12 protein-coding genes are annotated in these 13,635 nt (G+C 46.1%); 9 read left to right on the forward strand and 3 right to left on the reverse strand.

Annotated features, from left to right (window positions below; all coding sequences use genetic code 11):
* Positions 1 to 4: 4 nt before the first annotated feature.
* A complete protein-coding gene (gene rarD / locus L3V30_RS22850; protein WP_006743075.1) occupies positions 5 to 922 on the reverse strand; it encodes an EamA family transporter RarD in 918 nt (305 codons plus the stop codon).
* A 174-nt stretch (positions 923 to 1,096) separates the two neighbouring features.
* On the opposite strand from rarD, the gene recQ reads away from it, so the two are divergent.
* The 3 genes from recQ (at position 1,097) to L3V30_RS22865 (ending at position 4,198) form a co-directional block, all read left to right on the forward strand.
* Complete coding sequence (gene recQ / locus L3V30_RS22855; protein ID WP_203346819.1) at positions 1,097 to 2,932, forward strand: ATP-dependent DNA helicase RecQ; 1,836 nt, start codon at positions 1,097 to 1,099, stop codon at positions 2,930 to 2,932.
* Between the two features lie 9 nt (positions 2,933 to 2,941).
* Entirely contained in the window at positions 2,942 to 3,247 is a 306-nt protein-coding gene (locus L3V30_RS22860; protein ID WP_047010220.1) for a DUF3630 family protein, read from the forward strand.
* 282 nt (positions 3,248 to 3,529) lie between these two features.
* Complete coding sequence (locus L3V30_RS22865) at positions 3,530 to 4,198, forward strand: 7-cyano-7-deazaguanine/7-aminomethyl-7-deazaguanine transporter (protein ID WP_005397008.1); 669 nt, start codon at positions 3,530 to 3,532, stop codon at positions 4,196 to 4,198.
* A gap of 180 nt (positions 4,199 to 4,378) precedes the next feature.
* Here L3V30_RS22865 and gppA read toward each other — a convergent pair whose 3' ends face one another.
* On the reverse strand, positions 4,379 to 5,872 hold the full coding sequence (gene gppA / locus L3V30_RS22870) for a guanosine-5'-triphosphate,3'-diphosphate diphosphatase (protein WP_046874560.1): 1,494 nt from the start codon (positions 5,870 to 5,872) through the stop codon (positions 4,379 to 4,381).
* A gap of 19 nt (positions 5,873 to 5,891) precedes the next feature.
* On the reverse strand, positions 5,892 to 7,211 hold the full coding sequence (gene rhlB / locus L3V30_RS22875) for an ATP-dependent RNA helicase RhlB (RefSeq protein WP_005397003.1): 1,320 nt from the start codon (positions 7,209 to 7,211) through the stop codon (positions 5,892 to 5,894).
* Between the two features lie 111 nt (positions 7,212 to 7,322).
* On the opposite strand from rhlB, the gene trxA reads away from it, so the two are divergent.
* The 6 genes from trxA (at position 7,323) to fre (ending at position 13,142) form a co-directional block, all read left to right on the forward strand.
* Positions 7,323 to 7,649: a thioredoxin TrxA gene (trxA, locus tag L3V30_RS22880; RefSeq protein ID WP_004745500.1), complete on the forward strand. Its 327-nt coding sequence runs from the start codon at positions 7,323 to 7,325 to the stop codon at positions 7,647 to 7,649.
* A 196-nt stretch (positions 7,650 to 7,845) separates the two neighbouring features.
* Positions 7,846 to 9,105, forward strand: coding sequence for a transcription termination factor Rho (gene rho / locus L3V30_RS22885; protein WP_005378757.1), 1,260 nt, complete (start codon positions 7,846 to 7,848; stop codon positions 9,103 to 9,105).
* A 104-nt stretch (positions 9,106 to 9,209) separates the two neighbouring features.
* Complete coding sequence (locus L3V30_RS22890) at positions 9,210 to 10,202, forward strand: hypothetical protein (protein WP_005398448.1); 993 nt, start codon at positions 9,210 to 9,212, stop codon at positions 10,200 to 10,202.
* 92 nt (positions 10,203 to 10,294) lie between these two features.
* Complete coding sequence (ubiD, locus tag L3V30_RS22895) at positions 10,295 to 12,148, forward strand: 4-hydroxy-3-polyprenylbenzoate decarboxylase (RefSeq protein WP_237309982.1); 1,854 nt, start codon at positions 10,295 to 10,297, stop codon at positions 12,146 to 12,148.
* On the forward strand, positions 12,145 to 12,414 hold the full coding sequence (locus L3V30_RS22900; protein WP_012841284.1) for a 2Fe-2S iron-sulfur cluster-binding protein: 270 nt from the start codon (positions 12,145 to 12,147) through the stop codon (positions 12,412 to 12,414). The genes ubiD and L3V30_RS22900 overlap by 4 nt, the downstream gene beginning before the upstream one ends.
* Positions 12,415 to 12,428: 14 nt before the next feature.
* The gene (gene fre / locus L3V30_RS22905) at positions 12,429 to 13,142 is read left to right on the forward strand and encodes an NAD(P)H-flavin reductase (RefSeq protein WP_005398442.1); all 714 of its coding nucleotides are present in this window, start codon (positions 12,429 to 12,431) and stop codon (positions 13,140 to 13,142) included.
* The last annotated feature ends 493 nt before the right edge of the window (positions 13,143 to 13,635 follow it).

Raw genomic sequence — 13,635 nt, forward strand, 5'->3', positions numbered from 1 at the left:
ACGATCACTGTGGCTGAACGATTCGGCGTGAGCGACGGTTGTTGCGCAGTCCATCAAAGCTAAATACGACTAGCGCTCCCCAAATAAAGGCAAAGGTAATCGCTTTATCCATGGTAAAGGGTTCGCCATACATCAGTACTGCCAGTAAGAACATCAAGCTTGGGCCGATGTACTGGAAAAAGCCCAACGTTGATAATTTGAGTCTTGTTGCCGCACCCGTAAAACAAAGTAGGGGCAGTGTGGTAATCACCCCTGCTGCAATCAACAAGCTATTTAATGCTAACGGGTTAGTGAGCATATTCGACGTTGGGGTTTCTGCAATAAACAGCAGATACACGGCGGCGACAGGCAGAAGAAGTAATGTTTCGATAAACAATCCTGTTTTTGCATCGACACTGACTTTCTTCCTTAAGAGGCCATAGAAGCCGAAACTCATTGCTAACGCCATCGCAACAACGGGCACGGAGCCGAATACAATCAATTGGACCAGTACGCCACAGCCCGCTAATACGACAGCAAACCATTGCAACTTACGAAGTCGCTCTCCCAAAAAGACCATACCGAGCAAGACATTGATTAATGGGTTGATGTAATAGCCTAAGCTCGCGTCAAGCATATGATTGGAATTGACCGCCCAGATAAAAATCAGCCAGTTTCCGCCAATTAATACAGAACTTGCGATCAGGTAAGCGATCTTCGTTTTGTCTTTCGCGATGTAGTAAACCGAGCGCCAGTGACGGCCAAAGTGAAGGAGTGCGGCAAGCAAAAAGAAAGACCAAATCACCCGGTGGCTCAGAATCTCCAAAGGGGATACTTGTGCGATGGATTTAAAATACATCGGCGCAATGCCCCACATGGTATAGGCACCAATCGCCAGCAAGATACCTTGCCGAGCGCGTTGTTGTTCGTCTTCTGGTGTCATGAGGTGTCACCTAATTGTGTGTTTATAGAGCAGAAAATCAGTATACGAGTCGTGATGCGAAACACCTAGCAATTTGCGGTTTTATTCACCACGAAACCCCATTACAATGTGCCCTCACTTTGTGTGCCTGGGCATGCAAAAGCATTTCTACGATCACTCAATCTGAGATTATTCATGACCTCAACCTTGCTAGCCGAACAATCAGATACGCCTGTAACGCCTCAACGTGTGTTGGAGGAAGTCTTCGGTTACCAGACGTTTCGTGATGGTCAGCAAGAAGTTATTGAAGCCGCTATCGAAGGCAAAGACAGCTTAGTCATCATGCCGACGGGTGGCGGTAAATCTCTCTGTTACCAAATTCCGGCGTTAGTGCGCTCAGGGATTACCTTGGTGATTTCACCGCTGATTTCATTGATGAAAGACCAAGTTGATCAACTGAAAGCCAATGGCGTAGCTGCGGAGTGTGTGAACTCGACCATGAATCGAGAAGAGCTACTGAGTGTGTATAATCGCATGCACTCTGGTCAGCTTAAGCTAGTGTATGTCTCGCCAGAGCGCGTGTTAATGCGTGACTTTATTGAGCGTTTAGAAAACTTACCCTTATCTATGATCGCCGTGGATGAAGCACATTGTATCTCTCAGTGGGGACATGATTTTCGCCCAGAATACGCGGCGTTAGGTCAGTTAAAGCAACACTTTTCGCATGTGCCCTTTATGGCACTCACTGCCACTGCCGATGATGCGACGCGTCGTGATATTCTAGAACGCTTACGCTTACATGAGCCTCAGGTGTATCTAGGAAGCTTTGATCGTCCCAACATTCGTTACACCTTGGTAGAAAAGCACAAACCGGTTTCTCAAATCATTCGCTATCTAGCCACCCAAAAGGGAAGCTGCGGCATTATTTATTGCGGCAGTCGTAAGAAAGTTGAAATGGTGACCGAGAAGCTATGCAACAACCATATCCGCGCTGCTGGTTATCATGCAGGGATGGATGCTGAAGAGCGAGCTTACGTTCAGGAAGCTTTTCAACGTGATGACATTCAAATCGTCGTTGCGACGGTTGCATTCGGTATGGGGATCAATAAGCCAAACGTGCGCTTTGTCGTGCATTTTGATATTCCACGTAACATCGAGTCCTATTATCAGGAAACCGGTCGAGCAGGGCGAGATGGCCTGCCTGCCGAAGCGATGATGCTATACGACCCAGCAGACATCAGTTGGTTGCGTCGTATGTTGGATGAAAAAGATGATGGACCGCAGAAGCAGGTAGAAAGCCACAAACTCAATGCGATGAGTGCTTTTGCGGAAGCGCAAACCTGTCGTCGTCAGGTACTGCTCAACTATTTTGGAGAGTATCGCGAAAAGCCGTGTGGTAACTGTGATATCTGCCTGGATCCACCAAAACACTTTGATGCGACCGAAGAAGCGCGTAAAGCGTTGTCGTGTGTTTACCGCGTTAACCAAAGTTTTGGTATGACGTATGTGGTTGAGGTGCTGCGTGGGATGCAAAACATTCGTGTGCGCGAACACGGCCACGATAAAATTTCGACTTACGGCATTGGTCGTGATCACAGCCATGATTACTGGGTGAGTATCTTCCGCCAGTTAATTCATAAAGGGCTGCTATTTCAAAACATCACTCGTAACTCGACGTTGCAATTAACCGAAGAAGCACGTCCATTACTACGTGGTGATGTGTCTTTAGAACTTGCAGTTCCACGTTTAGATACCGCTGCACGTGCCGCGAAGTCGGATAAACTGACCAGCAAAAACTACGATAAGAAGTTGTTTGCCAAACTACGTAAGCTACGTAAGTCGATCGCCGATGAAGATGGTTTACCACCATATGTGGTATTCAGTGATGCGACCTTGATTGATATGGCAGAAATGCTGCCAACGTCATACGGCGAAATGTTAGCGGTTAGTGGTGTTGGTCAACGTAAACTAGAAAAATACGCCGATCCATTCTTGGATCTGATCCAAGAACACATTACTCACCACGGATAAGGAATCCATATGCACAAGGAATTTGGTCTCGCTGATTACATTGTTGAAGAAGGGCGTCTTATTATTACCGCTCCAAGCTTTGACCTCGATACTTTTCCGGCATTGGGTGAGCGTTTGGTGAAATTATTATCTGCGTCTGTGGTAGAAAAACAGTGGGATGCGGATATTCACTCTTGGTTGATCGATTTTGAAGGCTGCCGCTTGTTTATGAAAGCGGAGCACTACAGCGAAGCGATTTGGTTTGAAGCGCTAACAATAGAAGAGAGTAGGGAAGAGCTCGACTATTTAGCCGGATTGTTCCAACGCGGCTTCTAAATTCAAGTTATCTATTCTTTAAAGGGTGTTTCACATGAAACACCCTTTCTTATTTTTGTATCAAAGCCCTTGGTTTTGACGTGATGTTCGCGAAGAAACGTTTGCGTATAAAACACCGCTTGTGAGTAAAATTGGTTAATGTATAATCGCCCACCGCTTTACTCTGAATGAGTTAAGTTAGTTTAATCGTCATTTTTTACATTGTTGGTAAGAGTGCTTTTCTCTGTAGAAAACGCTCGATTTGGGTTCCCTCGCCCCCAAACCAAACTAAAAAGGTATCGCATGAGTAACTTTACCCCTGCGCAGCAGCGCAACGCCCTTATCTATCTGGTTTTATTTCATCTAGTCATTATTGCATCCAGCAATTACCTAGTTCAGCTACCGTTTACTATCTTTGGCTTACATACCACCTGGGGTGCATTCACCTTCCCATTTATTTTCCTTGCGACGGATTTAACCGTACGTATTTTCGGTGCTCAGTTGGCGCGTAAGATCATTTTCTTAGTAATGTTGCCTGCTTTGGCTGTCTCTTACTTCTTATCGGTGGTGTTCTTCGAGGGGCAGTTCCAAGGTTTTGGTCACCTAGGGGAATTTAACTTATTCGTTGCTCGTATCGCGATTGCTAGCTTCATGGCGTATCTACTTGGTCAGATTATGGATGTGCACGTGTTCAACCGCCTACGTCAAATGAAACAGTGGTGGGTGGCCCCAACGTGTTCAACGCTTTTTGGTAATGCACTGGATACCATCGCCTTCTTCGCGATTGCGTTCTACCAAAGTCCAGATCCATTTATGGCGGAACATTGGACGGAAATCGCGCTGGTGGACTACGGCTTTAAGTTAGTGATTAGTCTTGGTCTGTTTGTGCCTATGTATGGCGTACTACTGAATTACTTAATTAAGAAGCTAACGGCAGTGAACCCTAACTTTAAAGTTACGACGACGGCATAGTTTTCATCAGTTAATAGCAACAAAGCCGCTTTTGATAGCGGCTTTGTTGTTTCTAAAGCAAATGTACAGCGAAATGAGTATTTAGATCATCGGTGTCTCAAAACTCTATGAGTTGTACATAGGATAATAACGGGTATTAAAAAGGCTCCAGAAGGAGCCTTTGTCATGGGATAACAACCATTAATCAGAGGTAATCGTTAATGGCCAACCGATATCAGTTTGACGGTTGGATTCGATTTCTAGCTCAGCGGCGGTCAACGGGTTGGCCGCTAGCCACTGTGCATCAATGTTTAAGGTTAGGTTGTCACCTTCAGCCGTTAATACGACGTTTGGCTCTAAGTTTTGGTTGCGACGGTGAGTCAACAACACCGCTAAGCGCAACAACCGCAGTACGCGCTTGGCACTTGAGCCTGATAACGCGTGTTGCTCAGGCAGTGAGGTGAGTTGTTCTCGATAACGACGGGCAATCTCACCAATAAAGAACTTCTGCGCGCGAGTGTAGCCAGGTAAATCCAAATTCTGGAGTAGGTAAGCACTGTGCTCACCGCCTTTTTTGAAATCGATCGTTAAGCCGATTTCATGCAGCTTTGCGGCGGTTTCAAGCAATATTTTGCCTTGAGGTTCCGTAATCCACTCATCGCCGCCGGCTTGCTCCAACAGTTTGCTTGCCAGTGTCGCAACTTGTTCACCGTATTGGTGATCGAGCTGATAACGATTTTGTACGCTGGCAATTGTGCGAGCACGGATGTCTTCTTGACGTAGCTCTTCAACCATCTCGTAGACTAAGCCTTCACGTAGTGCGCCGCCCGCTAGTGTCATCGCGTCGATTTCCAGTAATTCAAAAACGGCAATCAAAATAGATAGGCCGCTAGGGAACACTAATGCACGCTCAAGCGTTAAGCCTTCAATGTCGAGCTCTTCTAAATGATCGGCTAACATGGCTTGCTTCTGCAGGCGTTTCAATTTGGAGTGAGTGATTACTTCGTCCATACCTTGCGCTAGCATTATCTCTTGCAATGCCTGAACGGTGCCTGATGCGCCAACGCACACATCCCAACCGATTTCTGTATAGCGCTCTAGAATTGGCTGGATTGTCTGCTTCGCGCCTTCAATTGCTGCGTCAAAGTTACGCGCATTCAACTGGCGATCTTTAAAGAAGTTTTCCAGCCAAGTCACACAACCCATTTTTAAACTGGTCAGTGCTTTGGCTTCGAAACCTTCACCGATGATGAGTTCTGTACTTGCGCCACCGATATCGACAACAAGGCGGCGACCGCTGCCTCCAGAAGTGTGTGCGACACCTTTATAGATAGTGGCCGCTTCTTCTTCACCGGAGATAACGTCGATTGGTTGACCAAGAATCTGGTTCGCTTTCTCCAGAAACACATCTACATTCGTGGCGGTACGTAAAGTGGCTGTGCCTACAATACGAATGTTTTGTTTAGGAATATCCTGCAAGCGTTCCGCAAATAGACTTAAGCAGTCCCATCCTCGCTGCATAGCTTCCATACTAAGAGAATTATGTTCATCTAGGCCCGCTGCTAGACGAACCTTGCGCTTAATTTTAGCCATTGTTTGAACGCTGCCATCGATATGACGCACAACGAGCATGTGAAAACTGTTCGACCCGAGGTCGATGGCGGCGTATAGCGGCGATGATCCTGCTTGACTCATAAACGAACTCAGTTTCCTTTTACGATTGTTTTGGTGCCGATTGACGCGGTTGGCGCGGACGACGTCCTTGCGGCTTGCGGTTACCTGAACCTGAACGAGTACCGCCAGTATTCGTACGACGCTGTTGGTTGCGTGGCGCACGCATACGAATTGGCGCTGGCAGATCTTGGATCAGCGCTGACGAATCGTATTCTGAAACTGGGATAGTGTGCTCAATGTATTCTTCGATTGCAGGCAGGTTAATAGCGTACTCTTCACAAGCAAAACTGATCGAGTGGCCGCTTGCACCAGCACGACCTGTACGGCCAATACGGTGAACGTAATCTTCACAGTCGTCAGGAAGGTCGTAGTTGAAAACGTGCGTCACTTGAGGAATATGCAGACCACGGGCAGCAACGTCAGTTGCAACAAGAATGTCGACATCACCTTTGGTGAATTGCTCAAGAATCTTTTCACGTTTCTTCTGCGGTACATCACCAGTAAGAAGACCGACACGGTGTCCATCGGCAGCCAAGTGACCCCAAACCGATTCACATTTGTGTTTCGTGTTCGCAAAAATGATGGCGCGATCTGGCCATTCTTCTTCAATCAAAGTTTGAAGGAGGGCCATTTTATCTTCGTTAGAAGGGTAGAAAAGTTCTTCCTGAATGCGGTGACCAGTTTTCTGTTCTGGCTCTACCACAACATGCTCAGGGGTGTTCATGTGCTCAAATGCCAGTTCTTGAACGCGGTAAGAAAGCGTCGCTGAGAACAGCATGTTCAAACGCTCTTTTGGTTCAGGCATACGACGGAACAAGAAGCGAATGTCTTTAATAAAGCCAAGATCGAACATGCGGTCGGCTTCATCCAGAACAACGGCTTGAATGTTGTTAAGATTGAATACGCGCTGTTTGTAGAAATCGATGATACGACCTGTCGTACCAATCAGAATATCAACACCATCTTGCAGCTTATTCAATTGCTTATCGTAGCTTTCACCACCGTAAGCCAAAGCGGTTTTTAGACCAGTGCTCTCAGTTAGTGCTTCTGCATCATTGTAAATCTGAATAGCAAGCTCACGTGTTGGCGCCATAATGATTGCGCGTGGCTGCGTAGGCTTACGACCTTCATGCTCTGGTGTCGTCAGAAGGTGGTTGAATGTAGCAGTAAGAAACGCGAGCGTTTTACCAGTACCCGTTTGGGCCTGGCCTGCGATGTCTTGGCCGGTGAGCAGGACCGGCAACGCCAAGGCTTGGATAGGGGTACAAAATTCGAACCCTTTTTTGTCCAATCCTTCAATAACTTGGGGCTTTAAGCCCAAATCGGCGAACTTTTGCTCTGTGATATGCGTCTTTTTCATGGCTATAGAATATCAGCTAAAGCTTGCAATACGAAAGTAAATACATTCCAATAGGGCATCTAATTACTGGTTATCATCCAACCAGTTTCGAAAAACACATTGGAGTGGAAGATGAGTGATAAGATTTTGCAGCTAACTGATGACGGTTTTGAAAACGATGTAATCAACGCTGCAGGCCCGGTTCTAGTGGATTTCTGGGCAGAATGGTGTGGTCCTTGTAAAATGATCGCTCCTATTCTGGACGAAATCGCAGACGAGTACGAAGGCAAACTCACTATCGGTAAACTAAACATCGACCATAACGCAGGTACACCACCTAAGTTTGGTATTCGCGGCATTCCAACGCTACTGCTATTCAAAGACGGCAACGTAGCGGCAACGAAAGTTGGTGCTCTGTCTAAAACTCAACTAAAAGAGTTTTTGGACGCAAACTTATAATCACCAAGTGATTACAGATAAAACCGTGCAAAGTAACAACGCACGGTTTTGTTTTTCTAACTCTGGACTAGAATACTAATTAGTGCTAACTTATCGCGCGTTAATTGAACAAATTTCTCTTCTTGGTCGATCCTGAGACCAAATCCATCTTAACTAGAAAACAGATCTTATTTTGACTAAACAAGAATCCACCACCATGAACCTTACCGAACTGAAGAACAGACCTGTGTCTGACCTTGTAAAACTGGGCGAAAGCTTAGGATTAGAGAACCTAGCTCGCTTAAGAAAACAAGACATCATCTTCGCGATTTTAAAAGCGCACGCTAAAGGCGGCGAAGACATCTTTGGCGATGGGGTTCTGGAAATTCTGCAAGACGGCTTTGGTTTCCTACGCAGTGCAGATAGTTCATACCTTGCGGGTCCGGACGATATCTACGTATCACCAAGTCAGATTCGTCGCTTTAACCTACGTACTGGTGACTCTATCGCTGGTAAAATTCGTCCACCAAAAGACGGTGAACGCTACTTTGCCCTTCTAAAAGTCAATACCGTTAACGACGACAAACCAGACAACGCTCGTAACAAGATCCTATTTGAAAACCTTACCCCTCTACATGCAAATGAACGCATGGTAATGGAGCGTGGTAACGGTTCTACAGAAGACATCACAGCACGTGTTTTAGATTTGGCATCGCCTATCGGTAAAGGTCAACGTGGTCTGATTGTTGCTCCGCCAAAAGCGGGTAAGACAATGCTTCTGCAAAATATTGCTCAAAGCATCGCATACAACCACCCAGAGTGTGAGTTGATGGTACTTCTTATCGACGAACGTCCAGAAGAAGTAACAGAGATGCAGCGTCTAGTTAAAGGTGAAGTAGTCGCGTCGACTTTCGATGAGCCAGCATCTCGTCACGTACAAGTAGCGGAAATGGTAATCGAGAAAGCAAAACGTCTTGTTGAACACAAGAAAGACGTGGTTATCCTGCTTGACTCTATCACTCGTCTCGCTCGTGCTTACAACACCGTAGTACCTTCATCAGGTAAAGTACTGACAGGTGGTGTGGATGCAAACGCACTACACCGTCCTAAGCGTTTCTTTGGTGCAGCACGTAATGTTGAAGAGGGCGGTAGCCTAACGATCATCGCAACGGCACTAGTAGATACTGGTTCTAAGATGGATGAAGTTATCTACGAAGAGTTCAAGGGGACAGGTAACATGGAACTGCACTTGAACCGTAAGATTGCTGAGAAGCGTGTATTCCCTGCGATTGATTTCAACCGTTCAGGTACACGTCGTGAAGAACTACTGACGAAGACTGATGAACTACAGAAAATGTGGATTCTGCGTAAGATCGTTCACCCAATGGGCGAAATCGACGCAATGGAGTTCCTCATTGATAAGCTAGCGATGACGAAGACCAACGATGAGTTCTTCGATGCGATGCGTCGTCAGTAATAGCTGAGTCCTTATTCTAAAAAAGCCACCGTTAACGGTGGCTTTTTTGTTGCTTTCTCCCGATGGAAGCATCAGAATGAGGAAAATGTTATCGGGAGGTTAACATGCAACAAGGAATGTTGTCGTCATTACTCCTGAGCTTGTCACTTATCACACTACCTGCGACTTTATCTGCCAAGGAAATGCAGGAGTCTGTAGTAGAACAGTGGCTTCAGGATACTCAAATACAGGCTAAAGTCTCTGAACTGCTTGATTACGTTGTCAGGGATGAGGTCGACTCGCTTAAATTTGCCCTTGATCGACTAGCTTTACCTCAACAAGAGGTCGTGCGTTTTCGGTTATTGGAAAAGCTTGAGAAGCAAGATGTGATTCTCACGCCTAGAATGGCTCTGTTTGTTGAGTCTCAGATCCGTATGACTCCTACTTATCAGGTTCTAGAGCGAGGGGACGGGTATGAGTTTAGTGTGCCTGCCTTTAACTTTCCTGCCATTGCGAGCCGCTTGATTAAGCGTTGGAAGCAAGACCAAAGTACCTTGGACTTTGTACTACAAGCTGAGCGGAAAGAGCTCGACTTAAAGCAATGGCTTACAGGGCAATCTCAACAAGCTCAGGCGCGTGAAGCACTTTTGATTCGAGAGTTGGACAGCTTATCACCGCATGCGCTTGCCGCATTAACCACTCAGTTAACCAAAGCGAATGTGACCAGTTGGCTACCATCGACAGCCGTGATCGTGAGATTAGCGCAAGTAAGTCAAGATGAGGAAGTGTACAACTTACTCTGGCGGATGAGAGCGGATTACAATAGCCAGTCCGAACTCGAGCGTTTAGCTACGGTTGGGGACGTTTTTTCAATTCAGCAATTGATGAACTCCACCGTCAATCCGTCACTCAAACCAGAAGCCATTAGTCTACTCACAAAATCCAACCCTTTATCTCCGCAAGTGAAACAGTTTCTAGTGAGCAAAATGGCACTATCGGAAGAAGCTACAATGGTCGCTCGAGAGCTGGCGCAGCAAGGGCATCAAACCTGGTTGGAAGAGTTAGTCTCTAACAACCATCAAGTGAAGACCCGGCAGATAGAGCAAGTATTAAAGTAATCTGGCTCACATACCCACACAAAATAGGAGGATCTTAGCGTCCTCCTATTTGTTATACTGCGGACAGTTTAATCAGCCAGTCATGAAGGCCTATGAGTTTTAAGGATTTACGCGAATTTATCGACCACCTAGAACAGAAAGGTCGACTTAAACGCATTGCTCACCCAGTCGATCCCGCTTACGAAATGACAGAAATCAGTGACCGCACCTTGCGTGCTGGTGGACCTGCGCTGTTGTTTGAGAACCCAATTGGCTACGACGTACCTGTTTTGACCAACCTATTTGGTACACCAGAGCGTGTCGCGATTGGTATGGGACGTGAAGATGTTAAAGAATTAAGAGAAGTCGGTAAGCTGCTGGCTTATTTGAAAGAACCTGAGCCACCAAAAGGCTTCAAAGACGCATTGGAAAAATTGCCAGTGTTCAAGCAAGTATTGAACATGCCAGCCAAGCGCTTAAGAAAAGCATCGTGCCAAGAGATAGTGTGGCAAGGTGATGAAGTCGACTTGGACAAAATCCCGGTAATGAGTTGCTGGGCGGAAGACGTTGCACCACTGCTTACGTGGGGCTTAACCGTGACCAAAGGTCCAAACAAGAAACGTCAGAACCTAGGCATTTATCGTCAGCAGAAAATTGCCAAGAACAAAATCATCATGCGTTGGTTAGCTCACCGTGGTGGTGCGCTTGACCTGCGCGATTGGATGGAAACCAATCCAGGTAAACCTTTCCCAGTTTCGGTCGCGTTTGGTGCAGACCCCGCAACCATTCTTGGCGCAGTAACGCCAGTGCCAGATACGCTATCGGAATACGCGTTTGCAGGTTTGCTGCGTGGCAGCAAAACGGAAGTCGTGAAGTCAGTCAGCAATGATTTGGAAGTGCCAGCAAGCGCGGAAATCGTCATGGAAGGCTATATCGACCCAAACGAGTTTGCTGATGAAGGCCCATATGGTGATCACACTGGTTACTATAATGAAAAAGAAAAGCACCACGTGTTTACCATTACGCACATTACCATGCGTAAAGACCCAATCTACCACAGTACCTACACAGGCCGTCCGCCAGATGAGCCAGCTGTATTGGGTGTGGCATTAAACGAAGTGTTTGTGCCGATTCTGCAAAAGCAGTTCCCAGAAATTGAAGACTTCTATCTACCGCCTGAAGGTTGTTCGTACCGAATGGCAGTCGTCACCATGAAGAAGCAGTACCCAGGACATGCCAAGCGCGTAATGATGGGTGTGTGGTCTTTCTTACGTCAATTCATGTACACCAAGTTTGTTATTGTGTGCGATGAATCGGTAAACGCACGAGATTGGAATGATGTCGTTAAAGCCATGTCAGAGCATATGGATCCTGTACGTGATACCTTGATGATAGACAACACGCCAATCGACTCGCTCGACTTTGCTTCGCCAGTGGTTGGGCTTGGCTCTAAGATGGGCTTGGATGCGACCATTAAATGGGATGCTGAACTCGCGACACGAACCAAGGTTACTGAGCGTGACAATAAAGCGATTAACGAAGCGGATCTGGATGCATTAAAACAGCAACGCCCTGAGATTGTTGATGTCTATCTACCAGCCACAGCAAACAACCAATTTGCTGTTGTGACCATGAAGAAAGACCAAGCCGGTCAATCTCAAGAATTGATGGAATATTTATGGGGATTCTTTTCTCAGTACGCGGATAACAAATTCATTATCTTGTGCGACGATGACGTCAATGCACGAGATTGGAATGACATCATTTGGGCTGTAACAACTCGAATGGACCCAGATAGAGACACAACTCAAGTGCGTGGTAATACTGAGAGTTCATCCAAATTAGGATTGGATGCGACCAACAAGTTCGAATCTGAAGTCACGCGCGAGTGGGGTACGCCTATCAAAAAAGATCCTAAACTTGTGGCTAAAGTCGATGAGATTTGGGACCAGTTAGGTATTCTATGAGTCATCAAGTCCACCTTCTACCAATGGACGTTACGTTTCCAGTAAAAGAAGGGGAGACGGTGTTGGAAGCTGCGCTCAACAACAATATTCGCTTCCCACACCGTTGCCAAGTTGGCGCTTGCGCCATGTGCATGTGTAAAAAGCTAACGGGCGAGGTGAATTACCACCTCGAACCGATGCTAACCGAAAAAGAGCAACAGCAAGGTTGGATATTCCCTTGCCAAGCCTATACAGAAAGTAATTTAGTGCTTACTTTTGATGAGTAAGCGAGAGGAACACCATGACCATCCAATGTAAAGTAAAGTCTATTCAGCCGTTAGCTTGTAATACTTACCAAATCCTTCTTCACCCAGAATCACCAGTGCCTTTTAAAGCGGGTCAGTACCTAATGGTAGTGATGGGTGAAAAAGACAAACGTCCTTTCTCTATCGCGAGCAGCCCTTGCCGTCATGAAGGTGAACTTGAACTGCATATCGGTGCGGCGGAACACAACGCTTACGCTCAAGAAGTTGTCGAAGCAATGCAAGCGGCGCTTGAAACTGATGGTCAGATTGAAATTGATGCCCCGCATGGTGATGCTTGGGTTCAAGAAGAAAGTGAACGTCCACTATTATTAATTGCTGGTGGTACAGGTTTTAGTTACGTGCGCTCGATTCTGGATCACTGCGTAGCGCAGAACAAAACCAACCCTATCTATCTATATTGGGGCGCGCGCGATAACTGCCAACTTTATGCAAAAGAAGAACTGGTCGAGATCGCTGATAAGTTTACTAACGTTCACTTTGTTCCAGTAGTAGAAGAAGCACCTGCTGATTGGCAAGGTAAGGTTGGTAACGTGCTACAAGCGGTGAGTGAAGATTTCGAAAGCTTAGAAAACTACGATATCTATATTGCAGGTCGCTTCGAAATGGCAGGTGCAGCACGTGAACAGTTCACTCAGAACAAGAAAGCGAAGAGCGAACGTATGTTCGCAGACGCGTACGCATTCATTTAAATACGGCTTATGAGGCAAAAAAAGAGGGTTTTTTACCCTCTTTTTTGCTTTTTTGATGAAATAGTCATCGAACAGTCAGTTTTCTCCATTTTTTTTCAAAAAAGGGTTGCGAACGGATCTGAGTTCCCTATAATGCGCATCCACCGACACGGCAGACGCGATAAGGCTTCAGCAGGGTCGGAGAGGTAAAAAGCTTCTACGAAAAATAAAATTGAAAAAGTGTTTGACACTGTCAATTAAATCGCTAGAATGCACCTCCGCTTTGAGAGAAAAGTTTCTCGAAAAGCAAGCTCTTTAACAATATAGACCTATCAATCTGTGTGGGCACTCGTTGATGATAATCCAAATAGTTTCTTCGGGAACAATTTAGGTTTCAATGAAACGAAGTGACCATTGAATCTTCGGATTCAGCACAGTCAATTCAAACATTACGTTATGTAATGTTCAGTATTCATTGAGCCGAACAAAATCTTAAATTGAAGAGTTTGATCAT

This window comes from Vibrio sp. A1-1 (assembly GCF_021728175.1).
GTDB classification, from domain to species: domain Bacteria; phylum Pseudomonadota; class Gammaproteobacteria; order Enterobacterales; family Vibrionaceae; genus Vibrio; species Vibrio diabolicus.